Raw genomic sequence first — 24816 nt, forward strand, 5'->3', positions numbered from 1 at the left:
TTTGTTGAATAAATTAAAATTAAACTATACCTCATTATCTTTTCTTCCAATTTTGGTTTGCATACCTTTGGGGTATCAATTAATAACTAACTTACATTTTGGAGGATTTAAATTATTCCAAGAATTTTTTATTTCTGCATTTAATCCCAAAATCGATAATGAAATTATTTTTACCGTAATTAATCGATTAAATGAAACTATCTTAATTGCGTTTTTTAGTTGGTTAGTAAGTATTATTTTTGGAGCAATTTTTGGAATATTATCCTCAAATATTTTTTATAAAATTTTTAATATTCCAAATCTTTTCTATAGCATAATAAGGTTTTTTCTAACCATAATTAGATCTCTTCATGAAGTAGTTTGGGGATTACTATTAATGCAAATATATGGCATAAATTTTTCGATAGGAATAATAGCAATATGTATTCCTTATATTGCTGTAAATTCAAAAGTCTTTGCTGAACAATTAGAAACTATTGACTACAAAATTTTTGAATCTATAAACCAAATAAACGCCCCTAAATTTTCTTTTTTATTAACTTTAATATGGAATCCAATAATAAATACATTTAAAAACTTTGGTTTATATCGATTAGAGTGTTCAATAAGAAGTACATTGATTTTAGGACTTTTTGGGATTGGAGGAATAGGTACTAGTATTCTCTTATCTTTACAAACTTTGAATTTTAGAGAGTTATGGACTTATTTATGGTCCTTAGCAATTTTGATAATTATTTCTAGCTTAATATTCAAAAAAATTAAATTTAATAATACAAATAAAAATCTATCTATTATTTTTATTGTAGTTATTTTTATAACAATTTTACTTTCTTTTTCATATTTTCTTTATTTTGTTTTTAATAATAATTTTGAAAATTTCAATTCTATTAGTTTTCTATTTAAATCAAGCTCAGATTTAGAATTATTTAATTTCTTAAAACTTATATTGGAAACAATAATTTTAAGTCTATTATCGACAGGAATTGCAATTAGTTTACCTCCATTATTAATAGGATTGTTTAACAACAATACTTCTAAAATTCTTATAAAATTTTTTGCATTTTTATTACGTTTAATACCTACACCTGTAATACTTATAACTCTATTAACTTTTAATAATCCTTCTTTATCTTTAGCAGCTTTAACACTTGGTCTTCATAATGCTGGCATTACAAGCAAATTACTTTTTACAAATCTAGATAGCCAAGATAAAAGTAATTATATCGCAATGAAATCTTTAGGAATCTCAAAAAAGACTAGTTGGCTTTTAGGTTTATTTTCTCAACAAGCAAAAAGTTATTTAGCATATTGCGCTTATAGATCTGACATAATTATTAGAGAAACTGCAATTGTTGGAATTATTGGAAGTGTTGGTCTAGGTTGGCAATTGCAAGAATCTCTAAGTTCCTTCGCAGGGAAAGAAGTTATCATGGTTTTGACAGCTTATAGCTCCATCGCAATAGTTGGCGAATTAATCAATGGTAAAATTAAAAATAGTTTAACTTGATTTGTAAAAATATTTTGTTGAATCAAGTACTTACTTTTTACTATTATAGTGATTAGTTTACCAAAACAGCTAGTTGTAATTGGAGATAGCTCAGTTTATGGATGGGGAGATAATGTAGGTGGCGGGTGGTGTGAGAGGCTTAGAAAAGATTGGTGCAATAACCAAAATGGGCCAGTTATTTATCAACTTGGAGTAAGGGGAGATGGGATAGAAAAAGTTTCATCTAGATGGGAAAAAGAGTGGTCCTCAAGAGGAGAAACGAGAAGAAATAAACCTAAAGCAATCCTACTAAATGTTGGTCTTAATGATACTGCAGCAATTGGTCAGAAAAACGGAAGGCATCAATTAGATATAGATGGATTTGAATATGGTTTAGAGAGACTAATTAATGAAATGAAATCCCAAACAAATGTCTTTGTTATTGGTCTGACACCTGTTGACGAAAGCAAAATGCCGTTCGCAGGATGTCTATGGTATTCTAATGAGTTTTGTAATTCTTATGAAAGGAGAATGGAGGAAGTATGCCTCAATCAGAATGTTCCATTTCTTCCAACTTTTAGAGAAATGTACTCTGATAAAAGGAGTAAAAATTGGATTACTAGTGATGGTATTCATTTAAATTCCAAAGGTCATTTCTGGATTTTCCAAAGACTGAAGAGCTGGGATATTCTTACAAAATGGAAGGTATCCTAAGTCTTTCAAATATTTTTAATTTACAAAATATGAATATAAAATAAGACCAAAGATAGCAAAAACAGAAGCAATACTTGTCTGCATAGCGTTTACCATTTCATTACTTAATTTATATTTATTTTGAAATCTAGCACCAATAATACTTTCGGAGAGTGTTGCCAATAATCCCGAGACTGCAACAATTATGAAGTGGGATTTTGTAGAAATAATTGAAAGACGAAGCATTATAAATGCCATAAATATTGATCCCAAGACACTAGCTAATGTTCCTTCTAAACTTATTCCTCCTTCAGTTCCTCTTTCAACCTTTTTAAGTGAAGTAATTAAATATGTATCCTTTCCAAACCTTTTACCAATTTCGCTGCCAAAAGTATCCGCCAACTTTGCAGCAAAACTTGCAGCAAATCCTATTTTAAACATCACTGCGTTGGGAGCATTAAATTTGGTCATAATGGCAAAAAATAATCCTGTAGCTGCAGAGCCCCATACATTTTCAGGACCTCTTCTCCCACCTCTTTTTTCAGCTATTCCTTGTTCTTTTTTAAATTTAAAACCTATTTTGGTAACGAGAGATCCAAATAATAAATAAATTACAACTGACATCCATCCCTGCCAAGAAAAGCATCCCCACAAAATTGTTCCTAAAATACCTGCACTTATCCAACCACCTTTTGTCATCAAAGGAATCTTGCAAAATATATAAATCAAACTAAAGTTAATGCAAAAACCTATAAAAAATTGATTTCTAATTAATTCCATAATTATCTAATTCCTTAATTTCAAATCAATTCTCCACTGATTTAGAGTTGATGATGCATTAATACTAGCGGTTGAAGTTCTCAAGATAGTGTCAGAGAGCTTAACGAAGGTATTATTATTTTTGTTAAAAAACTCAATTTCTCTTGAAGACCAACCTCCTTCAGGGCCAATTACATTCCAGAAAATAGCCCCTTTTTTATTTAAAAATTCTTTCTGTTTATTTAACCATTGATTTAAGTTATAACAATTATCATCTCTAGTTATAGAAATTGAGACTCTTTCTCGATTATCTCTATTTTTTATCCATTCAATAATATCTATGCCATTTGAAATAGATGGTTTCCATAATCTTTCACTTTGCTCAACTGCTTCTTTGATAATTGAATTCCATCTAAAAATTTTTCTCGTAAAATTTAAATTTTTGTTGACCTGTCTTTCTGAAAATAATGGTTGAATAAAATCAATCCCTATCTCAGTACACATTCTTAAAATATCCTCAAAACCATTCTTTGGTATAACAACAGCTATTCCCAATAATAAATTTTCTTTTTCTTTAAATAAATAAGGGTTTTTAAATTGAATTATGTTTAAACAATTATTTTTAACTTTTATAGCTTTCCACAATGAACCCTCGCCATTACCTATGAATATTTCTTTACCAGTTTTTATCCTCATTACTTTATTTATGTAATGAGCCTCATCATTAGTCAGTTCTAAATTATTATTCTTAATATTTACAATTCTTTCAGGGGAAATAATTAGTCTTGTTAAGTCTTCCATCTAAAACTCTTAATCTTTAAAAACCAAATCTTCATGTTCTTCAGTAGCCCAGTCGTTATTTTCACCACCAATAATTAATTCTTCAATTTTGACATAATTATTTGAGATCTCATTCAAAGAATTAATTAATATATCTATTGAAAGCGAATCTGAAGTCCCAAAATCAACCCAACATCTGGCCCATAGGTTTTGATATTCCATAATTCCTAAATTATGCATTAAAGCAGGAAGAGATGCGTTTTTCAGGTCATTATCGTAAGGCATCCAACTAAGATCTGAACCTTCTTCATGAGTTTGCAAATTTTCAGAATTAAAGCCACCTAATCTTCCTAAAACGTACCAACTATCGAAAACACCATCTAAATAATTTTTTTCATCTTGAGTTGGTGATTCTGAAAACCTTATCCATATCCAACAATTAAAAGGGTCAACTTCTCTAAAAACGATATTCATATTGACTAATAGCTTTTTAGATCTATATCTATTATAAGTAAGTTATTACTAGATTAAAATTCGTACTCATAACTTAATTAATAATGCTTGATTTAAAAGAAATATCTTATCAACCTCAAACTGGTGAAAGAAAAATAATAGATAATCTTAATTTAAAAGTTCATGAAAATGAAATCATCTTAATTTGCGGAAATAGTGGTTCTGGTAAAACCACCCTAATTGAAATAATAAGCGGATTAACAAATCCCCAAAAAGGGGAAATTTCATGGAAAAATAAAATTTTATCTTCTAGGAAAAGAAGATGGTTATGTGGAGTAGTATTCCAATTTCCAGAGAGATACTTTATTGGGACTACTATTGGAAAAGAATTAAAAATTGGCCATAAATCTTTAAGAGAAAAAAATATAGAAATAGTTTTAAATAAGGTCGGTTTGAAAAAATTAAATCTGACGCAACCACCAGAGCAACTTAGCGGCGGACAACAAAGAAGATTAGCTGTGGCAGTTCAGCTGCTTAGAAACCCCACAATTCTTTTATTTGATGAACCAACTGCTGGATTAGACTGGTCAATGAGAAATGATGTGAAGAATTTAATTCTTGATCTAAAAAATAAAAATACAATTATTATTGTTACTCATGAACCTGCCTTATTTGATGGAATTCCATCTAGAATATTAATTCTGGAAAAAGGAAAAATCAAAAATTTTATGAAAGAAAATTATGATGGATAAGTTAGTTCGTGCTAATGCAGCAAATGGAGGAATAAGATTAGTTGCAGTCTTAACAACAGAATCTTCTTTAGAAGCAAAAAAAAGGCACGGTCTTTCTTATTTAACGACCTGCATATTAGGAAGAGCCTTTAGTGCCTCACTTCTTTTAGCAAGTTCGATGAAGATAATGCATGGGAGAGTCACTTTAAGAGTTAGATCTGACGGTCCTTTAAAGGGATTGTTAGTTGATGCAGGTAGAGACGGGAAAGTTAGGGGTTATGTTGGGAATCCTGATTTAGAGTTAGATCTTGTAAAAACTGATAATAATAAATATTCTTTTGATTTTAAAAGAGCATTAGGTACAGGATATTTAAATGTTATTAGAGATAGTGGAATTGGAGAGCCATTTACAAGTACTGTTGAATTAGTAAAGGGAAATATTGCTGAAGACTTGGCTTCATATTTATATTATTCAGAACAAACTCCTTCTGCTGTATTTATAGGAGAAAAAATTCAAAATAAAAATGTTATTTGCAGTGGTGGATTATTAGCTCAAGTTTTACCTAAAAAAGACACTGACCCTATACTTGTCTCACTAATTGAAGAAAGATGTAAAGAAATTAATTCATTTAGCGAAGACCTATTTCAGGCAAAAGATAATCTTATCTCTTTAATAAGAAATATATTCCCCGATATTGACGATGAATCAATATCTGAAAAAGCTCGTTCCCAAGAAGTTAGTTTTGAATGCAAGTGTTCCAAACAAAGAAGCTTAAATGCGATGCAAATGCTAGATAAGAGTGAATTAGAAGATATTCTAAAGAAAGATGGCAAAGCAGAATTGGTATGTGAATTTTGTAAGAATAAATATTTGATAAATTCTGAAGAAATTAGATCGATTATAGAAAATTAATCATAAAAAGATTACTCCCAGCCATAAAATAACCATTGCGGGAATACTTTGAATTTTTTGTATTGATAAAGAATTGTTTGATATCTCTTGAATGAAAGAATTAGTTTCAAGTAATCCGCCGAATATTAGTCCTATTGAAAGAAAAGTAACGCTCCATCCTAAAGAGCCTATAAATCTTTTCCCCGATTTAATTTGGGTATAGGTAAGTATCAATGTTGAGATGGAAAGCAAAAGTCTATTATTCGAATCTGGACTAATAAATAACAAAACTAAAAATAGTAATCCAAGAGATATTTTTATTGAAAGATTATCAAATGAGGGGGGGGTTATTTTAGGAAGACTATACTGGCTTGAATTCTTAGAATTATTATTTAAATTTTTTATCTTAGAAAGTAGTGGGAAATTATTATTGGTAAATTGATTAATTTGTTTTTCTTTTTTTGAAGCACTTACAGCTTCATAACTTACATTTCCTGATTGTCTTGCTTTCAAACTACCCATAAGTAATTGATCAAAGGATGATTCTATTTTTGCTTTTAAAATTAAATCTTCACCAGCCTCTTTAACTTTAATATCTCTAGCCTTTTGGATATCCTCAAAGGCAGCACCTTCTTTTACCCCTAAAATTTCATAAGGTGATTTTTCACTATTGTTTTTACTACTGTTTGAATCCAAAATTTTTTACCAATACTAACAGATTAACTGATTTTATAATCCTTTTAGGATTTATAAAACAATTGGTTCTACTCCACTAACAACAGGAGCAACTTTTTTTAAATTCAAGTGATTATTATCTTCAACAAATTGATTTAGATTCCACTCGTTTTTAAAAAGAATAACTGGTCTATTCCAACAATCCTTAACTATTTTACAATTGAAAACCCTGCCGAGTTTTTCAATAGCCGCCCATCCCTCAGAAACCCATCTAGCTAATTGATATGGCATTGATTCAAGATTTGCATCTACACCATATTCACTTTTTAACCTATGAGATACTACTTCCAACTGTAATTGACCAACAGCTGCGAGTATAGGATCTCTTTTGCTCTCATCAAAGTCATAAAGAATCTGAACAGCGCCTTCTTCACGAAGTTCATTCACGCCTTTTCTAAAGTTTTTAAATGCTGAAGGATTTGGATTTCTTAGCCAGCTGAATATTTCAGGACTAAAGGATGGTATTCCCTCGAACTCTAGATGAGCACCTGTATAAAGAGTATCTCCAATAGAAAACATTCCTGGATTATTTAAGCCAATAACATCACCAGGGTAAGCATCATCAACGACTTCTCTGTCTTGCCCAAATATTTTTTGTGGTCTTGATAATCTGATTGTTTTCCCAGTTCTGGAATGTTTAACTGACATATCCTTTTCAAATTTACCACTACAAACTCTTATGAAAGCGACCCTATCTCTGTGCTTTGGATCCATATTTGCTTGAAGCTTAAAAACAAAACCACTAAATTCATCTCTTACAGGTTCAATATCTCCTTTATTGCTATTTCTTGAAGTTGGTTTTTGAGCCATTTTTAGGAAACTATCTAAAAATGGTCTCACACCAAAATTTGTCATCGCAGATCCAAAGAATACTGGAGTTAAAGAGCCATTAAAAACATTTTCTTTTTCAAATTTCGATCCTGCCTCATCAAGAACCTCCAATTCTTCAAGTGAGATCTCAAGTAACTCTTTCTCCACATATTTTGATAATTCTTTATCTTCAAGACTCAGTCTCTTTTCATTGGATTGTTTCCCTCTTAAGGCTTTATCAAATAAAATTACCTCTCTTGAAAATCTATCAATAACTCCCCTAAATTCCTCGCCACTCCCAATTGGCCAGTTAATAGGTAAAGTATTTAATCCAAGTTCTGATTCAATTTCATCAAGTAAAGAAAATGGCTCTCTTCCTGGCCTATCCATTTTATTTATGAAAGTAAATATTGGTATTTTACGCATCTTGCAAACTTCAAACAATTTTCTAGTTTGGGGTTCTAAGCCTTTAGCAGCATCTTCCAACATAACTGCATTATCAGCAGCAGCTAATGTTCTATAAGTATCTTCAGAGAAATCTTGGTGACCTGGTGTATCTAATAGATTGATTACTGATCTTTCATATTCAAATTGTAATACAGTTGATGTAATTGAAATACCTCTTTGTTTCTCAAGTTCCATCCAGTCTGAAGTAGCTTTTCTCTGATTACCCCGAGCCTTTACTGCACCTGCTTGTTGAATGGCCCCTCCATACAAAAGAAGCTTTTCAGTAAGAGTCGTTTTTCCAGCATCTGGATGTGAAATAATTGCAAAATTTCTTCTTTTATTTACTGCATCAATAATATCTTTATTATTTAAAATTTTAGTACCTAAGCTCATTTATCTAATATAGGGGCCTTTCACTTAGTTCTTAAACATTACCATAGACTATTAAATATTTATCACCATCTTCAAACACTTCTAAAGAAGATAGATCATTCTCTAAAATGAAATTTTTTAATTCTTTAAAAGTATAAGAAGCTCTTAAAGATGCATAATAATCATTAGTCAAAATTTCATCATATTTATCTGAGCATTGTGTTTTTAGTTCTAGAGCAGACTTTTCATCTAAGGGCCTCTTCAAGTCCTTGTGAAAATTGACAGTTATATTACTAGAAAATCTTCTTATAGTGTTAAAGAAGTCTTCTAGACGGGTAATGTGATGAATCAAACTGTTACTTACAAGTAAACTTATTTCTTTCTTAAGTAAAAAATTAGTTGATTTAATGTCTTTAATGTCAGAACAAATGTAGCGTAAATTTTTTAATTTTCTTTGATTCATAGAAATCTCTTTGTTATATTCTGCTCTCAAAATCATCTCTTTAGATCCATCTATTCCAATTACTTCAGTATTAGGCCATTTTATTGCTAACTTCTCAGAAATATTTCCTGGGCCGCATCCTAAATCAACAATTAAATCTTTTTCATTTAAAGAAATATTTTCCCTCAAAAGATAATGACTAATTTGATTAATTAGATTAAGTTCCCCTTCTAAGAAATCAGCTTTGTCATAAGAAATGACCTGCTCTTTTTTTTTCATTAATTCAGGTTCAGGGATTCTTTCCATATTCTTTCTTAAAATAAAGATTTCATATTAAAAATAATTCTACACAAACCGTTAAATAGTGGTAAGAATAGTTGCAGACGCCACAGGTAGAGTTATTCTTCCAATACTGGCATTTACATACGTTTTTTTTTATCGTGACTGTTGCACCAAATAAAGCTTCTTCAGAGAACAACTCCAATAATCTTAAAAAAGATGATTTTCCAAAAACGGCTCCAGCTGCTTATCCTGTCTTTTTTAGATCTTACAGTAGGAAAACTTCCTCTGGGAAAAGAGAGAACTGGAGCGAAGTAGGTGAAAGAAATTTATCGGGATTAAAAAAGTTAGGAAAACTTTCTGATGAAGAATTGATCTTAATGAGAGAGATGCAAAGTAACCAAAAAGCCCAACCTTCAGGGAGATGGTTATGGATTGGCGGAACTCCTTGGATTAATAAGAATCAAAATTTCTCAGGGGCATACAACTGTACTTCAACGAACTTAATTGATTGGGAAGCCTTCGCTCTGATGATGGACTTAGCAATGATGGGATGTGGAACGGGTGCAATAATTGAACCTCATTTTATAAACAAACTACCTAAGGTAATAAACAAAATAAATATTAAATCGGTTAGTGAAGTTGGAATAACCCCTAAAAATCAAAGAGAAGAAAAGTCATCTTTAGAAATCAAAGGAAAAGATCTTCATATCAAAGTTGGAGATAGCCGAAGAGGCTGGGTAGATAGCTATAAATATCTTCTTGAGGCATCAAGTAATGAAAGTCTTGGTAGAGAAATTGATGTTTATATTAATTTGGAAGACATTAGACCTGCTGGAGAATCATTAAAAGGTTTTGGTGGCATGGCAAATCCTATCAAATTGAAAGATCTCTATTCTAGAGTCGCCTCACTTCTTGGAAAGGCAATTGGCAGGAAATTAAGCACCGTTGAGTGTTGTTTATTAATAGATGAAGCTGCAGTAACCATAGTTGCAGGGAATATAAGAAGAAGCGCTGGAATGAGACAATTTGCCTCAGATGACAAGGAAGCGGCATCGGCAAAAGAAAATTTATGGAGTCAAGATGAGCATGGTAATTGGAGAATAGATCCTGAAAAAGATGCTCTAAGGATGGCCAACCATACTAGGGTTTACCATACAAAACCCTCTTACCAAACTGTTTTGGATGCTGTCACAAAACAATTCCATTCGGGTGAGGGGGCTATTCAATTTGCTCCAGAAGCAATCGCGAGGTCAAATGCAGATATTCTTAAAGATGATGAATTGAGAAAAGAATTTATTGAAATATACTCAGAACAAGGTAAGGGTGAAGCGAGAAATTGGATAAATAGTAGTTATGGTCCATTTTCAGAAGAAGAGCTAGATCATCGGATGAGTAGATATGGACTAAACCCCTGTGGGGAGATTTTGGGAAATGATTTTCACTGCAATTTGGCTGAAGTTCATTTAAATCAAATTGATCCAGAAAACTTTGAAGAACAAAAAAAGGCTTTTAAAGCAGCCGCTCTTTCGGTAGCATGCTTACTTAATCATGAATTTGAAGTTGAGCGTTATAGAAAAAGTAGGGAGTATGATCCTATTGTAGGGGTTAGTTTCACTGGATTATTCGATTTTTGTGTCCATGCCTTTGGGACACCATGGTTGAAGTGGTGGGAAGCAGGAAGGCCCGATAACGAGGAGGGGAAGGCCTTCAAAAAGCAAGAAGCTAAATTCTTAGATTCGTGGAGAAAAATAGTAAAAGAAACTGTCTGGGAATATTGCGATAAACATAATCTAAGAAGACCAAACCGATGTACAACTGTCCAGCCAGCTGGTACTAAAAGTCTCCTAACTGGAGCAGCACCAGGATGGCACCCCCCAAAGGCTCAAAGATTCATAAGAAGGATAACTTTCAGGAAAAATGATCCAATTGCTTTAGCTTGTATGGATTATGGTTACTCCGTTGTTCCATCACAATCTGATAAAGATGAGAATGGCTGTTTGCTTGATAATCCGTTTGATCCAAGATGTACTGAATGGTTGGTAGAAATCCCAACAGAAGTTAGCTGGGCAAATATAGAAGGTGCGGACCAGATAGACATTAATAATTTCTCGGCATTAGCTCAATTTGATTTTTATATGCAAGTGCAGAAATTCTATACAGAGCATAATACCTCCGCAACCGTAGAATTTAGAGAAGATGAAATCGAGGATTTAGCGAAAGCTATTCATAATGCGATAGAGAATAATGAAGGATATATTTCGGCAGCTTTACTAGCTCGATTTAGTGCTAATGCAACATTCCCGAGATTACCTTTTGAACCAATAAGTAAAGAGGAATATATATCATTACAGAATAAAGTTCTAGAGAGGAAAGTTAATAATGATTTCTTTGACGCTCTCAATAAATATGATATTGGAGAACTGTCTGAAGCAGGTCCTGCCGGTTGTGATTCAGATAAGTGTCTGCTTCCTCTTGCTAAACCGAAAAATTAAACTTTAAATTATTTGTAAATAAAAAGATAAATTAGTTTTTAAAACTTTAATTTATGGCTACCTCTTAAATAGGGACATAAATTATTTATGACATTAAGCTTAAATATTGGGAACTTATTTAATGATTCCTCCAGTCATGCATTATTGGATGAGTTGAAAAAGAGAACCTCGGAAGAGGATATATTAGAGTTTGAAGAAAAATTTAATTCCAAAAATGAAAAAAATCTACATATTTACATATGTAGATTTCTAAAAAATAGAGCCATATCAAGAGGTCTGGCTTCTAAATGGTTAATAACAATAATTAAAGATAAAGAATCAAAAATTGATACTTTGCAAAAATTAAATAATTAGGTCAGCGCTGAGAGTCTCCATAGAGCAATTCCAAAAATTGAAAATCCCATAATGAAAGTAAACGCTAAAGCATTTACCAACTGAACCTTATCATTCATCCTGTTTGCGAATGGTAGTAATTGAGCAAATAATGGAGTGTCTTCAACTATTGCAGATTTTTTTACTGTAGGTTTTTTGCTTTTAGAAAACATAAAACTAATTTTATAATCTTAAGAATTTTACATTTAAATGTTCATTAAATAAAAAATACTTCTCAAAAACGAACAAAATGTAACCTGGAGGAATCTTCATGACAATAAACTTAAATATTTTGAACTAAAAACCTAAGATAATCATTAAGAAATTAAAAAGAGCTGGACAAATAAATTTTTAGGATGTTAATATAATTTTGTAGCAAAGGCTACCAAATCGTTCAACTTGCGTTTAGCAAGCCGCAGATCGACTTAAGCCATGGAACGGGGACTTAAGCGAAATCAGAGCTTAAGTAATGACTCTAATATACAGAGGACAAAAGTACGTCCAGTCCAAAAATGTTGCTAAGAAGCAGCATTTCGAACTAACTTACAGAGGCAAAGCTTATACAAGCTAGTTCATTTATTAAATAATAAAAAAGTCACTTAAAGTGGCTTTTTTTTTTGTAATTTTTTAGATAACTTAAGTTCTATTTTCTTGCAGAATTTTATTATTGGAGTATAAATCAACGCCTAACACCAATTTTTAAAATTTTTATCTTTACAAACAAGGTAATTAGAATAATTAATTCTTCAAAAGTCTTCTTAGGGAGCCTTTAAATCCAAAAAGATTATCATAGTTTTATAATTCTTTTTAACCACTAATTTTTCAAATAAAAAAACTTCAATAACATGAATATAAATAATGACTAAAAAATTTTTTCAAGCACTGAACTAATATGATTTAATAGCATTTACATAATTAATAAAATGACAGACCAAAAACCTTTGTTTAAAGCGCCCTACGACATCAAAGATGTAAGTGCTCTTTTTGCAATAGTTGCATTCGTTTTAATAATTTCAGCGATAGTTGGTAACAATGTATTTGGATTATTTCAAGATAGCTTCAATTTTGGATAATTGATATTTATTCTTCCTCTTTTAGTCATTTTTTAAAACCTAAAATTTAACATATTTAATTTTATGATTTACAAAAAGTTGTCCTAGAACTTGTTTATATATAAAGAAAATAATAAAATAACGTAATTACTAATTCTTTAAAAAGTGAAAAATTTTTGTAATAGACTCTATCCCATCTTTAGCATTTTACTTTTAAATAACTTAGGTTTAAATGAAAAGTTATTGGCTAATGCCAAAAGTTTTGAATGGCAACCTATTGGCATTGATCAATATGGGAATATTAAAAGTTGGATTAATCTCGGCAGTTATAAAGAACTAAATAAAGATTCTTTCAGATTACAAATTAAATTAATAGAGAAAAACAAACAAATACTTGGTCGTTTAGATATAAATTGCAGGAATAAGGATTTCTATCTTAGGAAGAAAAAGCAAATGTCTCAAAAAGGTACATGGAACAGTATTTCAATAGGATCAAGTGTAGAAGAAGTTGCAAAATTTTATTGCTTAAGAACAAGTGCCGCTGACAAATGGGGTTATACCGATAAGACTAAATATTTGTGGGATAGCCAAAAACCAACTTCCCAAGCATCTCATTCTGAGGGGAGCTGGATAACTTTGTATAAAAATAATTCAAAGGAATTTAGATATAATTCGAGCGTTAAAAAATATGAAAAGTCAATATTAGCAGCATATTATTATCGTAAAAACAAAAAAGATAGTTTCTCGCCATATGTTGCATCAAAATCCAAATATGGATGGATTATCGTGAGCTGCAAAAATAATTTACACTCAGTTTACAAAAAATTTAAAGGGACAAATGAAGGGTCATGGATGCCCCCTCAAATTAGTCCAATAGGAGGAGGAGCTGACTCAATACGTAAAGCTGAATGCTATGAATAATTAAACTTTAAGTTTAAAATAAAACTTTAATTTATATTTATGATGCGAATTCCTCTGCCTCATCTGGCTTTATTTCTTCAGGTGCAAGCAATTCTGCTGGGATAGGATCAGTAAGTCCGCAATATAATGTTTTACGCAAATCAGAAACTTTTTCTTGAAGATCAGGTTGATTTATAGCTGTTACAATTTTTTGTGCTTTCTCTAATTTATCACAAGCCCATTTTTGCTTTGATGCAACAATCTTACCTCCTCTAAATGCAATTTTACCAACATCTTTTAAAATTTTATTTACAGCTTTAGTCTTTGCCTTTGAGGTTACGGCATTAGTACCTCCTCCTCCGCCTCCAAGTCCCGGAAGTTTTTTGCCTCCTGGTATGCCAAATGCGAAAACCTCACCAAATCCAAATGTTCCAACAATAACTAATGCTGCAGCTGATGCCAATAATGAACGAGACATTATATTTAAAAATTGTTACCATAATATGGTGACCTATTGAATAACATTTGGTCAAGTTAATTTATAACAATGTATAAACAAATCCAAGATAAAACAGCTAATACATCAAGAGTGATGTTTTTAGCAGCCTAAAAACTCCGTCCAAGGTTTAATTCGAAGTTTTTGCTGCTGATAATCCTTAGCAAAAGCACCTTGCTTACCTTGCCTTGAGAAACCCTTTTCAATTAATGCAGTTGCTCTATAAAAATCTTTACAAGCCCTGCCATACTCATTATTATTCGCCAAAACAATTCCCATATCTATAAAAATACTTGGGTCTTTAGGCGCTAATTTTGAAGCATTTATAAGAGAAGAATAAGCCTCACCTATTTCTTTTGCATGAAAATGATATTTGGCTTTATCTTTCCAAGAATCTACATCATCAGGTTTTGCAGATAGCCTTTTATTAATCTCTTTTATAGCTATACGATACGAAAGGATAGACTTCTCATTATTGAGAAATTGTCCACGTAAAAAGTGTATATAAGCTCTTATTTTTTCATAACTTCCATCATAATTACGAGTTTCACTTAACCATACTGGATTATAAAGTCTTATGGCTCTATTAATGTTTATGAGCGCTTCTTCTAAATATTGTTGTTTTTTCTCACCATCTTCAAATTTACGAATATAAACTTGGGCGATCAAAGTTGGGATTATGGGTTGTCTTGGATCTAATTTTTCAGCTTTTTTTAAGCTCTCTATAATCTGGATAGATTCTACTCGCCTAATATTAGTATTATTAAACTCCGGAGTCCTAGCTATATTTATATACGATCTCGTTCTACTAATTAAGGCTGATACATCATCATTATTATTATTATTTTCATAATCTTCAGGAAACCCTCTAGATGGATCAAATGGATCAATCATCTGTTTCCAAAATGGAAGATGAATGCCAACACTGAAACTTCCTTGACTTAAAACTATATTATCCCTTCTACTTACCTCACGATAACCATGTATGCCAACTAACTTTCCTTTTTTTGACCAGACACCTCCACCACTCATTCCGATTTCAGTTGGAGCAACATATCTCAGCCCATATCCCTTACAAGTTTCATTAATAGATGAGGGAGGTATATCAACAGTTCCTTGACTTTCACTTATAACAAATTTTCCATCAGCAGAAACGGGATATCCTGCGACATAAACATCCTTACCAAGTCTTTTGACTGAACTTGATCTTGTAGCAAACATGTATTTATTGTCAGATTTAAACTCCAAAATCGCAATATCTATTGGCCAAGGATATGCTTTCCGCATCGACGGAGTACAAAATTCACCAATACCACTACTTATCTTTTTAGAGATCTTCAGAACTGGAGGACAAATAACTTTAAGATTTGAATTTGTAGATGCATCATGCCAAAAACCATCAAAGGTTTTAACAGCATATTCTTCAGTATCAACATATTGATCTCGCCTATTACACACAACATGCGCAGCGGTTAAAACGCTATAAACATTATCTTTTTTTCTGACAATTACTCCTGAGCCAGACTCCCGATTTCCCTCTATTAGAACTGTTAATTTTTCTATTAATTCTCTAGGATTTATTTTAGGCTTTTCTTCGTGGATAGATCTATGATCACTAGCAAATGAAACAGGAACCAATACTTTAAATAGAACTGCTATAAAGAAAATTTTTATTAAATTTTTATTTTGAATTACTATTCTTTGCATTTAAATTATCTTATGAGCGTTGATGGCTTGAGATAGAGTCTTTCGATAGTTTCAGTAAACAAAACTGGTTTATCACTTAAGCTACAATCGGCTTGCATCATCTCGCACAGTTTATAAGTAGAATTACCATTACCCACAAAATATCCAATTTTATGAGTACAATTTCCCGATTCTTGGGAATCAGTTAAACAAATCTGATCTTTACCTCTTATTCTCTTTGTTGATATAAATAATGAATCTTTAGGAATCAAAGAAATCTCTTCATATTGAGAACAAGTTATTTCATAAGGCTCAGCCAAAGAAAAAACCTTTATTCTGTTCAATAATCCCTCGATTAAAGAATTCTTTACACAATAATCTTCTTTAATATTTTGACCTGCCTCTAAATTCAAAATGAATGTTACATATATTAGACCAAATAAGAGATTGAGATATTTGACTTTCATCATCTAACATCTTAAAAATTTTTTTAATTATATATCAAGGTAAATTAAAGAGCTATTATTTCTCAATATTTTCTTTTTGGTTTAAGTTAAGATCCTTTAAAAGGATCTTTCTTTCGATATATGAAACTTTATACAAACCTTTTTTGCTAAAACAAGATTTCAATTGAAACAAGCCAGATTTTTCCTCATTTTTTTTAACTCCTAAATTATCTAAATGCCTTCTTAAGCTATACATTGCGCGGAAATTAGAATGTCTAATCAAATAATTTATTCTTACTGGATCATTTGTTCTAATGTACTTTGACTTAGTAAAGACAAATTGTTTCTTATTGTTTTTATTCTTGACTATAGAAATTCCTTTAGGATAAGGATAATTTTTACAATTCATCTCTGCACCTAAATACCCAGTTTGCATGAAAAAGAAAATTATTAAGAAAATCGGTCTTTTGCAAATAATTCTATTCATTAATTTCCCTCCTAGTTCTCACACTTGATATAGTAATTCGTTCATTTAATGTAATATCAATCAACAAATAATAATTCCTGCTTAAAAAAATTTTCTTCATACTTCCATAATCTTCAAGCAAAGTATGAATAGGATAGGCATCTCCAGTAACATAACCCCATTCACGAGTTAATTTGACCTTTGGAGTGTGGTTTTTAGATCTGTACTCTAGTAGATGTATTTTATTCAATAAACAATTTCTTTTGTGATATTTACAATGTTTCTGATTTGTACCAAAAGAAACTCCTCCTTCTATCTCTCCTTTTTTATTGAGTAAATCAATCACTAAATCAAATTTGCTGCTTTTGGGTCGATCAATATCCCTTAGAAGATCACTATTAGGACCCAAATCTGAAATCTTCCAAATCATCATTCGCTTTTTACTATCACTCACTAAACCGAGTAATTGATCTTTATTATGTTTAAAGTTAGGGCCAGTAATAACATCAGGATCATAATTATGGTCTTTAATTACTCCTATATATTCCGCGTCAAATGTCTCATATAATTTATCAATTAAACTTCCTTTATATCCTTTTTTTAATCCTACTGTCAGAGGGAAAATCCATGCACTTTTTGAGTTTTTAACGATACTAAAAGGGCCTCTATCTTCATTACACCAGGTTGGATAATCAACTGATCCAATGAACGAATGTGGGCCAATTATTTCGCAGTATTCTTCTGAGTAATAATCTTCAACAGTTATTGGATATTTCAAGGTGTATTCTAATGCTCTTCCCTCTCTCACTTTTTCAATAATCTCATTCTGATATGTTTTATATCTATTTTCCCCTTCTTTAATATTCCTTTTAATCCCATAATTATCATCCATATTAATTTTTATCTCTGAACTCTTAACCTGTAAAGAAGTTTTATTTAAGGGATTTAATGTGAAATACTCTAAAAATATAATTCCTATAAAAATAGATACTAAATTTTTAACAATTTTTCTCATTCTTTGATATTTACGATATTTTATTCCTTTATATTAATATCTATACTCGAATCATTAAATATTTCATCTACATAGAATTTAAATGGTTTTTGTCTTACTTTAATTTCAGCTAATACCCAGAACCAACCATCTTCCTTAAAGCTATTTTTTTTGTTGAAAGACTCTATATAGCCTTCAGTATAAATTGTTGAATACTGATCGAACTTTTCAAGATCATAAGACTCGGACTGCACTACTTCATCATTAATCATTTTCAGAAGTTCTTGATAATTAACGCTATCAAAAGTTTTCTCCTGAATTCTTGGACCTATTACATGAAATAATGCTTGCTCCATGGCATCCATTTCTGCTTGTTTTTCACTAAGTCCTTTTCCTACTTTATAAACTATTTGGTTATCATACTTTTTGTCTTCTCTAATTGGTGGAGCGAATGATGGATGATAATCTCTTTTCCCATAATTAGATCTAACTTTAACAGTAGCAATAACAAAAACAATATCATTTTTCTTTGAAAAGCTATCAACTTTAAAAGACATAATGGAACCTTTTTTAAAACTAAATTTACTTTCTCTCTCAATATCAATACTTTCTTTTTCTATAACTTCACCATTAATTGTCGTTTCTCTAATACGTTCAAATTCTCTTTTACTAATATATGTTGGAACTGCATTCAAAAGAGCATTAAAAACAGCATTATCAGCAGCCTCATCTTTTGATTTTCCCTTACCTGTAACGGTAAAAATTTTAATATCACTTTCATTTTGAGCTAAAAACAAATTTGATTTTATCTTTTTTGTTTTAGAAGTACTTGATAATAATGATGAATCTTTTTCGTAACTAAAAGCCAAAGAAGTTATGTCATTCAATAATAAAAATAGAGAAGGTAGAAATAAATTCAAAAATAAATTATTCATAATATTTAAGAACTAATTTACATAACTTATACTTAAAAACAGACTATTAATAATAAAGATTATACTTGAAACATAAATATTAATTATTTAAGATGCTTAAGGTAATCGTTACTGGTTTAATAATATTCCTTGTTTACTCTAATCCCACATTTAGAACATACACCCTTGAGGCATTGAAATCTGTTACAAGAGTTATTCAGCAATTGCCAACACCAAATAATAATTTTGAAGAATCTTCACCTTCGGAGGAATCGGAAGGATATTCAACTTACGAAGATAATTTCTAAAATTTTAATTTAAAAATCATCAAAATTTCCATATCCAGAATATCCTCTTCCCATTTGAGGTCTATATTCATCATTAGTTATTTGGCCAGAATTACTTCCTGACTGGGCTGGTTTTGCAATAGAAGCTCCTGCATCTTTGGCAGCCGCTATACTGTCGGACTTTATTCCCCAAGTTACTTTAACTCTTTCCCCAATATCATTACATTCACCTAATTTCATCAGTCCGCTTAATAGTGCATCAGTTTCAGAGGAAAACTCTTCAGCAAATGATTGAAATTCTTCTAAAGAATCTTCTGTTACAACGTCGTTGATACCAACAACATATTTTTCATCATCTCCTGTTTTTTCAGTACTACCTCCTTTAATTCTTAAATCAATAAACCTAGCAATTCCTTTCTGAGCCTCAAAATCACTCTTTCTCTTGGCTTTATCTATCTTTCTTTCATTTTTTGAAGTGACAAGTCTTTGAACTGTATAAGAAAGTTTCCATTGTCCGGGACCAAAAGTTTTAAATCTAGTACCCACATCAGGACTATTTGCACATCCCCCAGGAATAACAGAAGTATTTGCTCCATCTTCAGCAATAACTGGTATTACACTTCCTGCTATTAGCATTGAAGAACTAGCCAAAACTGAAAAAACTAATCTTTTCATTGGAAATTTGTTGAGTCATTTAAATTTATTCTTCTATAGTATCAAATCTTAAGAAAACAGACATTGCTGCTAGTCCTGAAACATTCATTATTAAAACAAAAACTAATAAATTCTTGGTAGTTTTTGCTCGTTTGTTTTGTAATATTTGATAATTATCAGCATATAACCTTATCCTTTCATTTGCTAAGTTTAATTTTTCAAAAAAATCATTTGTTTTATATCTTTTTACTTGATCCAAATAAGTATTAGTCTCTTTATCAATGAATTGTGAACAATATTTGGGGTTTTTACTTCTTTCATCAAAGTTTCCAGATGGGATTAGAGCTGTATTTGCAAGTAGATTATAAAAAGATATATTTTGCCTATTTATTTCTCTACAATGGCTTATTAAAGAATCAGTTGTTTCCCTAAACAACAATATCTGGCCAGTAGACATTGCCATCATTGAAAATGAAATTGCTAAGAATAGTGGCTTTACTTTTGTTTTAAACTTCATTTAATCAAATAATCTATTGGGAGAATCTGAATCTTTATCAAAATTATTGTTTATTAAGTCAATATAATTAACAAATATAAATACAAGAATTTGCAAGAATATCAAACCAAAAAGAATAGACTTTAACATGAATTTTGATTCTTCAATATTTATTGAACTTTCTTCTAGTAGGGAAACCTTATAGTTCAAGTATTCATAAGTCTGATTTAATGTCGAAAGAATTTGCGAAACAATATCCTCTCTCCTAGATGTACTTTTTTCAATAAGGTCTCTAGCATTTAAGAATTCAATATATTGCTCTATGCTTTTAATACCTTTTTTGTTAGCCTCTTTAGGAGTAAGTCCAAAATAATCTCCAATTAGAAGATCCAACTTATTTTCATAAGAACTTATAATTTTTATCTGTTCGGAATCTTTTTGGTATCCTAAAACATTTAAAAAAACCATTTGGTAATCATAAATTCTATTCTTTAACTGTACTAAAACTTCCAAATATTCTTGACAAAAATCAGAAAAAGGATCACCACAAGCCTGACTTTTTGTTTTAATTTTATTTTCAAAAGAAATTTGATCTATATCAGATGTAATATTTAGGGCTCTAATCGCTTCTTTTTTAGAAAGAAGTGATTCGAAAGAGTTTTGAGAATTAATATAAAATACTGAATTTATCCCAAATAAGAAAGTAAATACAATAGAAGACTTTACTAAACGGCCAACTTTTATTTGATGTTTCTGGAGTTTGATGCCCATTTAATTGAGCTATTTATTTAATATTACATTAGATATCAATATAAATGTATGAATTTAATTTATTATCGAATTATAAAGAAAACCAACGAATAAAATTTCTATCAATAATGAATTCGATTTTTTTTACAGTAGCGTTAATATTTATAAGTTTAATACTTATGCAGAAATCTTTGTCGCATACGTTACCATCTCATTTTGGGGAGCATGATCATGAAGACGTTGAATTTTCAAGACCTAATATTAGTCTCAGAAATCAAAATGATTAAATAACAAGAAAAGTTTCAAGAAAAAATATTGGAGTCTTGATTACGATTTAACAGGAATGTTAGGTTATCAATCTACTGATAAAAATATTTATGATCAAAAATTTAGTTATTATGGCTTGCAAGATGGCAAACATGAAGGGACTTTAGGACTTATTAGCATAATTCCCACCATAAGAGTAAGTAAATTAAATAATAAAATTCCCATTGGAATAGGACTTGGTGCAGGCCCTTCTCTATCCTTGGGAACAAGAGTAGTAGAAAAACCCTATAATTTCCCCTCATTATTATCCCAGGTAAATGCCGAAGTAAATGTTCCAATTTCAAAAGATAAAAATACTTCTATGACATTTGGGTTAAGTCATATTTGTTCATTTTTTGGTGTTTTAAATTATAGAGGCAGAAATCTTGGGCATCATTGGTATACTGTTGGTATTAGAAAGAAAATATAAGTTATATTAGTCTGTCTCAATAAAACTTTTCAGTAAAAATGTAATCATAATTTGACCATTAACTTGAATAAATCAGAGAAAAAAAAGTAATTTCTTATTTAATGAAAAATTATTTTTAATTTTAAATATCCATACAAATAGAAAGGCTTACTGCCTCTTAAGACTGCTATAGTTTAAAAGTTAAATCAAAATATTTAACCCTGGAGGGGTGGTCGAGTGGTTTAAGGATCTAGTCTTGAAAACTAAAACAGCCTAAAGTATTTGCATGTGAAATAGGATAATTAAAAAAAAGGGGGTTAAAAAAAAAAAAAAAAAGGTTACTGGGAATGAAAAAGCTAATGTAATAGATTATTGCAATAGTCTTTAAACCCGCTTAAATAATGAAAATCTAATTTTTTTATTAAAAAATAATGACTCTTCTTATTTCTTTAATATGCTAAAAAAATTTCTTGCAAAAATAAATTTTTTAATGTTTAAAATAGATAAAGGTCTTTACCTCTCATGATTTTTTTAATCTTTTTTAAATGACTTTTAATCAAATAAAAAATTTTTTAATTGAACTCAAAACAAACAAAACTTTACTTGATGAAGTTTCAAGTGTAGCTACCGCTAATGAAATCGCCTTAATAGCTTCACATTATGGATTTGAATTTACTGGTAAAGAATTGAAAGAAATTTCTAAGAGCAAAATCGAAGGGGTAAATATTAAAGCTCAAGACACTTCTCCATCTTATAATTTTGGTGAGGGAGGAAACTAAAAAAAATTGATTAAGAAAATAAATGAAAAGTTTCATAAGCTCAATAATTTAAATTTAGCCCTACTTACAAGGATGAGTATTGTATTTTTTTTTAATTACTTGGCTTTAAATAATGATTTTCACTTGATACTTTGTGACTGATTTTCATTTATGACTTTATTAACATTAGAAGTTTTATCTTCCTTTTTTAGGACTTCTTTTAGATGAATATGATTTGCTTCACCTTTATTATGTCCATGAGCAATTCCAAGCTCATGCATCCTTGCATGTTCTTTAATAGTATCTCTTAATTCACCGGATTTTGGCCCTACAGTAGTGTAAATACCATAACCGATGGCACCAAATAATAATAAACCAATACTTCCTAAAACAAAAAGGAGTGTAGGATCACTATTAGCTTCAAGCATTTTTTTTAATCAATAAAGCAAACTCTAGTATTTTTAAAAGGGTTTTAAAGTAAATAAGTTATAAGTTAGCCATTCAAAAAGCATTATTGTCTGTATCAGTTTAGACAATATAAATAGACAAAAGTCAAAAGAATTTTTGAATATAATATAGAATAATGAAAAATTCATTTTTTACCATTTCAGACATCTCAAACAAAATAGCGTTTATTCTTCTTTTACTTGGAGTTATCGTTTATTACGGATTAGTGATTAGTGGGAATAATCCGCTTTAAGCTGAGGGGGAGGAATTAACTATCTAAGGATTTAAGATCATCTGAAATTAAAATAATATTGCTAAAAATTTAATGTTTATAAAGTAGAAATATAAATTATCAAATCCCAAAAAAGAATCCATCTTTTTGATAAGAAAATATAACTACAGATATCCCTATTGAGATAAGAATCAATTTATAAATATTATTTTGTAGATTTTTTCGTAGTGAATTCGATGCTTCTGATGATTTCATAAAAGAGATTAAAAAATTAAATAAAATTGATTTATATTTGGATACCTTGCTAAAAGATAGATCAAAATAAATTAATCCCTTTTTGATTTAGGTTTTAGACCAAAATCATTTTTACCTCTAAAAAAGAAAGTGATTACCAGTAAAAAAAAGATTAAAATAGAGAGAGTTTCCATAATAGATTGATAATTTTTTGACTAGGATGTTTTTTGATCTTTTGATTGAGATTTACCTGATGTTATACCAAAATCATTTGATCCTATTTTCATAAAAGCAATAAAAGCCGCAAAAAAGCCCAAGACTGCAAAGAGATACATATGTTTTATATAAGGAATTTATATATGAGAACAATAAAAATATTTCCTAAAAGAGTCAAGGACAACTTTTACATAAAAAATAGCTAAAAATACATCATTTACTTTTAAAAATTACTTATAAATAATTATTTGATAATGCTTAATGAACAAAATTTTATAATGTTAATAATTAGTTAAAGCTTCTTAAATGAAATTAATTAAAAGCCTTACTTTCCTTTTTCTTAAACTTGACAGATAATAAATATAATCAAAAAAGTTTGGGTCAAATCTTATCGAGGCAAAAAAAATCATCCACACCCCATGATATTAAGATAGAAAAGTTTTAGCTAATGAAACACTTACAATCTTTATATGAAAGATTTTTTGAAATTTTTTATTTATAAAAATATTTCTTTACTTTGTATAAACATATGAAAAGCAGGATTATGAAGATATAGATCATAAGTAGCTTTAGCAAAGAAAATAATCAACCCTGAAACAACTAAAAAAATTATTTGATCTTTTGATGCATTATCAAAATTTAATGTTTTTGCATTAAGTTTTTTTGCTTTCATAATTAAATTTGACTCTATTTATTTCATAGCAAAAATAACTAATAACATTTAAAAATAAATATTTTATTCAGATTTAAAGAATTTTAAATTACTAATTTTATTATTTCTTTATTACTGATATGAATTCTTGATCATTTATTAAGTAGCCTTTCATCAAAAATTATATTCCTTGAAAATCTGGGATTAAAATCCCTCCACCAAGATCATCATCATCATCATCTTTATCTTCATCTGAAAGGATTATTTCTCCAACCTTTAATCCAAGAAAAAGACAGAAAATCCATATAAAAATATCTCCTCCTGGTAAATTCATAACCCAACTTAAGATCAAACCAATTAATAAACCAAGCCCAACAATAATAATTTCCAATATTCCAAAGTATTTTTATTAACTTAATAAATTAAGTAATAATGTTGACGTAATCAAGTTATCAAAAAAATGTGATATTTAATTGATAAAAAATTTTTTATTTGTAGATGAAATCCCGTTTCTTTTTAATATTATCGGTTTGTAAAATAACTATATTTTGTTTTATTAATAAAAAATCGTTGGATAGATTAATAATCGATATATGAGAGCAAAAAAAATATTATCAAATAAATTTATATTTACTGCATGCAATTTAATACATAAAAAGGTTTCGAAAATTATTG

Annotated in this window: 32 protein-coding genes; 13 read left to right on the forward strand and 19 right to left on the reverse strand. The window is 29.9% G+C overall.

Annotated features, from left to right (window positions below; translation table 11 throughout):
• Positions 1-4: 4 nt before the first annotated feature.
• The gene (locus EU92_RS01890) at positions 5-1507 is read left to right on the forward strand and encodes a PhnE/PtxC family ABC transporter permease (RefSeq protein WP_032513496.1); all 1503 of its coding nucleotides are present in this window, start codon (positions 5-7) and stop codon (positions 1505-1507) included.
• A gap of 48 nt (positions 1508-1555) precedes the next feature.
• A complete protein-coding gene (locus EU92_RS01885; RefSeq protein WP_032513412.1) occupies positions 1556-2200 on the forward strand; it encodes a GDSL-type esterase/lipase family protein in 645 nt (214 codons plus the stop codon).
• 15 nt (positions 2201-2215) lie between these two features.
• Here EU92_RS01885 and EU92_RS01880 read toward each other — a convergent pair whose 3' ends face one another.
• From EU92_RS01880 to EU92_RS01870, 3 genes are read right to left on the reverse strand one after another with little or no spacing between them, the layout of a single operon-like run.
• Positions 2216-2959 (reverse strand): DUF92 domain-containing protein, encoded by a 744-nt coding sequence (locus tag EU92_RS01880; protein WP_032513411.1) that lies wholly within the window; start codon positions 2957-2959, stop codon positions 2216-2218.
• A gap of 6 nt (positions 2960-2965) precedes the next feature.
• The gene (locus tag EU92_RS01875) at positions 2966-3739 is read right to left on the reverse strand and encodes a 16S rRNA (uracil(1498)-N(3))-methyltransferase (protein ID WP_032513410.1); all 774 of its coding nucleotides are present in this window, start codon (positions 3737-3739) and stop codon (positions 2966-2968) included.
• Positions 3740-3748: 9 nt separating this feature from the next.
• Positions 3749-4192, reverse strand: coding sequence for a DUF3531 family protein (locus tag EU92_RS01870; RefSeq protein WP_032513409.1), 444 nt, complete (start codon positions 4190-4192; stop codon positions 3749-3751).
• Positions 4193-4275: 83 nt separating this feature from the next.
• Between EU92_RS01870 and EU92_RS01865 the strand changes: the two genes are divergently transcribed.
• Both EU92_RS01865 and hslO read left to right on the forward strand, forming a co-directional pair.
• On the forward strand, positions 4276-4923 hold the full coding sequence (locus tag EU92_RS01865) for an ABC transporter ATP-binding protein (protein WP_032513408.1): 648 nt from the start codon (positions 4276-4278) through the stop codon (positions 4921-4923).
• The gene (hslO, locus tag EU92_RS01860; protein ID WP_032513407.1) at positions 4913-5815 is read left to right on the forward strand and encodes an Hsp33 family molecular chaperone HslO; all 903 of its coding nucleotides are present in this window, start codon (positions 4913-4915) and stop codon (positions 5813-5815) included. The genes EU92_RS01865 and hslO overlap by 11 nt, the downstream gene beginning before the upstream one ends.
• Here the strand turns inward: hslO and EU92_RS01855 are convergent, their stop codons facing one another.
• Genes EU92_RS01855 through EU92_RS01845 form a run of 3 tightly spaced genes read right to left on the reverse strand, consistent with a single transcriptional unit; the run spans position 5816 to position 8906 of the window.
• The gene (locus EU92_RS01855) at positions 5816-6490 is read right to left on the reverse strand and encodes a CPP1-like family protein (protein WP_032513405.1); all 675 of its coding nucleotides are present in this window, start codon (positions 6488-6490) and stop codon (positions 5816-5818) included.
• A 51-nt stretch (positions 6491-6541) separates the two neighbouring features.
• Positions 6542-8179, reverse strand: a complete 1638-nt coding sequence (locus EU92_RS01850) for a peptide chain release factor 3 (RefSeq protein WP_032513404.1) — start codon at positions 8177-8179, stop codon at positions 6542-6544.
• A gap of 31 nt (positions 8180-8210) precedes the next feature.
• Entirely contained in the window at positions 8211-8906 is a 696-nt protein-coding gene (locus EU92_RS01845) for a class I SAM-dependent methyltransferase (protein WP_032513403.1), read from the reverse strand.
• Between the two features lie 134 nt (positions 8907-9040).
• Here EU92_RS01845 and nrdJ point away from each other — a divergent pair, with 134 nt between their 5' ends.
• A complete protein-coding gene (gene nrdJ, locus EU92_RS01840) occupies positions 9041-11374 on the forward strand; it encodes a ribonucleoside-triphosphate reductase, adenosylcobalamin-dependent (RefSeq protein ID WP_032513401.1) in 2334 nt (777 codons plus the stop codon).
• 87 nt (positions 11375-11461) lie between these two features.
• Positions 11462-11728, forward strand: coding sequence for an RNA recognition motif-containing protein (locus EU92_RS01835; RefSeq protein WP_032513400.1), 267 nt, complete (start codon positions 11462-11464; stop codon positions 11726-11728).
• Here the strand turns inward: EU92_RS01835 and EU92_RS01830 are convergent.
• Positions 11725-11919, reverse strand: a complete 195-nt coding sequence (locus EU92_RS01830; protein ID WP_032513399.1) for a hypothetical protein — start codon at positions 11917-11919, stop codon at positions 11725-11727. The genes EU92_RS01835 and EU92_RS01830 overlap by 4 nt on opposite strands.
• 296 nt (positions 11920-12215) lie before the next feature.
• On the opposite strand from EU92_RS01830, the gene EU92_RS10380 reads away from it, so the two are divergent.
• The 3 genes from EU92_RS10380 (at position 12216) to EU92_RS01825 (ending at position 13719) form a co-directional block, all read left to right on the forward strand.
• Entirely contained in the window at positions 12216-12317 is a 102-nt protein-coding gene (locus EU92_RS10380) for a DUF4278 domain-containing protein (RefSeq protein ID WP_072013175.1), read from the forward strand.
• A gap of 352 nt (positions 12318-12669) precedes the next feature.
• A complete protein-coding gene (locus tag EU92_RS10045) occupies positions 12670-12819 on the forward strand; it encodes a hypothetical protein (RefSeq protein WP_193741725.1) in 150 nt (49 codons plus the stop codon).
• Positions 12820-12963: 144 nt separating this feature from the next.
• Positions 12964-13719 carry a hypothetical protein gene (locus EU92_RS01825; RefSeq protein ID WP_032513398.1) on the forward strand — a complete coding sequence of 252 codons (756 nt, stop codon included), beginning with the start codon at positions 12964-12966 and terminating at the stop codon, positions 13717-13719.
• A gap of 37 nt (positions 13720-13756) precedes the next feature.
• Here the strand turns inward: EU92_RS01825 and EU92_RS09410 are convergent, their stop codons facing one another.
• The 6 genes from EU92_RS09410 to EU92_RS01800 all read right to left on the reverse strand — a co-directional run bounded on the left by EU92_RS09410 (position 13757) and on the right by EU92_RS01800 (position 18721).
• Positions 13757-14176 (reverse strand): hypothetical protein, encoded by a 420-nt coding sequence (locus EU92_RS09410; protein WP_052045055.1) that lies wholly within the window; start codon positions 14174-14176, stop codon positions 13757-13759.
• Between the two features lie 120 nt (positions 14177-14296).
• The gene (locus tag EU92_RS01820) at positions 14297-15901 is read right to left on the reverse strand and encodes a tetratricopeptide repeat-containing S1 family peptidase (protein WP_032513397.1); all 1605 of its coding nucleotides are present in this window, start codon (positions 15899-15901) and stop codon (positions 14297-14299) included.
• A 5-nt stretch (positions 15902-15906) separates the two neighbouring features.
• Positions 15907-16293 (reverse strand): hypothetical protein, encoded by a 387-nt coding sequence (locus EU92_RS01815; RefSeq protein WP_206537411.1) that lies wholly within the window; start codon positions 16291-16293, stop codon positions 15907-15909.
• Positions 16294-16402: 109 nt separating this feature from the next.
• Positions 16403-16813, reverse strand: a complete 411-nt coding sequence (locus EU92_RS01810; protein ID WP_032513395.1) for a hypothetical protein — start codon at positions 16811-16813, stop codon at positions 16403-16405.
• Complete coding sequence (locus tag EU92_RS01805) at positions 16806-17807, reverse strand: hypothetical protein (protein ID WP_032513394.1); 1002 nt, start codon at positions 17805-17807, stop codon at positions 16806-16808. The genes EU92_RS01810 and EU92_RS01805 overlap by 8 nt, the downstream gene beginning before the upstream one ends.
• Before the next feature lie 20 nt (positions 17808-17827).
• A complete protein-coding gene (locus EU92_RS01800; protein WP_032513393.1) occupies positions 17828-18721 on the reverse strand; it encodes a hypothetical protein in 894 nt (297 codons plus the stop codon).
• Between the two features lie 92 nt (positions 18722-18813).
• On the opposite strand from EU92_RS01800, the gene EU92_RS01795 reads away from it, so the two are divergent.
• Positions 18814-19008, forward strand: a complete 195-nt coding sequence (locus EU92_RS01795; RefSeq protein WP_032513392.1) for a hypothetical protein — start codon at positions 18814-18816, stop codon at positions 19006-19008.
• Positions 19009-19017: 9 nt separating this feature from the next.
• Here EU92_RS01795 and EU92_RS01790 read toward each other — a convergent pair whose 3' ends face one another.
• The 3 genes from EU92_RS01790 to EU92_RS01780 are packed head-to-tail and all read right to left on the reverse strand — an operon-like array spanning position 19018 to position 20908.
• Positions 19018-19662 carry a hypothetical protein gene (locus EU92_RS01790; protein ID WP_032513390.1) on the reverse strand — a complete coding sequence of 215 codons (645 nt, stop codon included), beginning with the start codon at positions 19660-19662 and terminating at the stop codon, positions 19018-19020.
• Positions 19663-19687: 25 nt separating this feature from the next.
• Positions 19688-20158, reverse strand: coding sequence for a hypothetical protein (locus tag EU92_RS01785; protein ID WP_032513388.1), 471 nt, complete (start codon positions 20156-20158; stop codon positions 19688-19690).
• Positions 20159-20908: a hypothetical protein gene (locus EU92_RS01780; protein ID WP_032513387.1), complete on the reverse strand. Its 750-nt coding sequence runs from the start codon at positions 20906-20908 to the stop codon at positions 20159-20161. It abuts the gene before it with no gap.
• 107 nt (positions 20909-21015) lie between these two features.
• On the opposite strand from EU92_RS01780, the gene EU92_RS10155 reads away from it, so the two are divergent.
• The 3 genes from EU92_RS10155 to EU92_RS01770 all read left to right on the forward strand — a co-directional run bounded on the left by EU92_RS10155 (position 21016) and on the right by EU92_RS01770 (position 22381).
• Complete coding sequence (locus tag EU92_RS10155; protein WP_193741724.1) at positions 21016-21174, forward strand: hypothetical protein; 159 nt, start codon at positions 21016-21018, stop codon at positions 21172-21174.
• Positions 21175-21230: 56 nt separating this feature from the next.
• Positions 21231-21623, forward strand: a complete 393-nt coding sequence (locus tag EU92_RS01775) for a hypothetical protein (protein WP_032513385.1) — start codon at positions 21231-21233, stop codon at positions 21621-21623.
• Positions 21624-22147: 524 nt separating this feature from the next.
• On the forward strand, positions 22148-22381 hold the full coding sequence (locus EU92_RS01770) for a Nif11-like leader peptide family natural product precursor (RefSeq protein ID WP_032513384.1): 234 nt from the start codon (positions 22148-22150) through the stop codon (positions 22379-22381).
• Positions 22382-22500: 119 nt separating this feature from the next.
• Here EU92_RS01770 and EU92_RS01765 read toward each other — a convergent pair whose 3' ends face one another.
• The 3 genes from EU92_RS01765 to EU92_RS01760 all read right to left on the reverse strand — a co-directional run bounded on the left by EU92_RS01765 (position 22501) and on the right by EU92_RS01760 (position 24532).
• Positions 22501-22788 carry a photosystem II reaction center protein PsbN gene (locus EU92_RS01765; protein WP_032523600.1) on the reverse strand — a complete coding sequence of 96 codons (288 nt, stop codon included), beginning with the start codon at positions 22786-22788 and terminating at the stop codon, positions 22501-22503.
• Positions 22789-23985: 1197 nt separating this feature from the next.
• Positions 23986-24162 (reverse strand): hypothetical protein, encoded by a 177-nt coding sequence (locus EU92_RS10050; protein ID WP_193741975.1) that lies wholly within the window; start codon positions 24160-24162, stop codon positions 23986-23988.
• Between the two features lie 160 nt (positions 24163-24322).
• On the reverse strand, positions 24323-24532 hold the full coding sequence (locus tag EU92_RS01760; RefSeq protein ID WP_032513382.1) for a hypothetical protein: 210 nt from the start codon (positions 24530-24532) through the stop codon (positions 24323-24325).
• Positions 24533-24816: the final 284 nt, after the last annotated feature.

This window comes from Prochlorococcus marinus str. MIT 9107, assembly GCF_000759855.1.
GTDB classification, from domain to species: Bacteria; Cyanobacteriota; Cyanobacteriia; order PCC-6307; family Cyanobiaceae; genus Prochlorococcus_A; species Prochlorococcus_A marinus_N.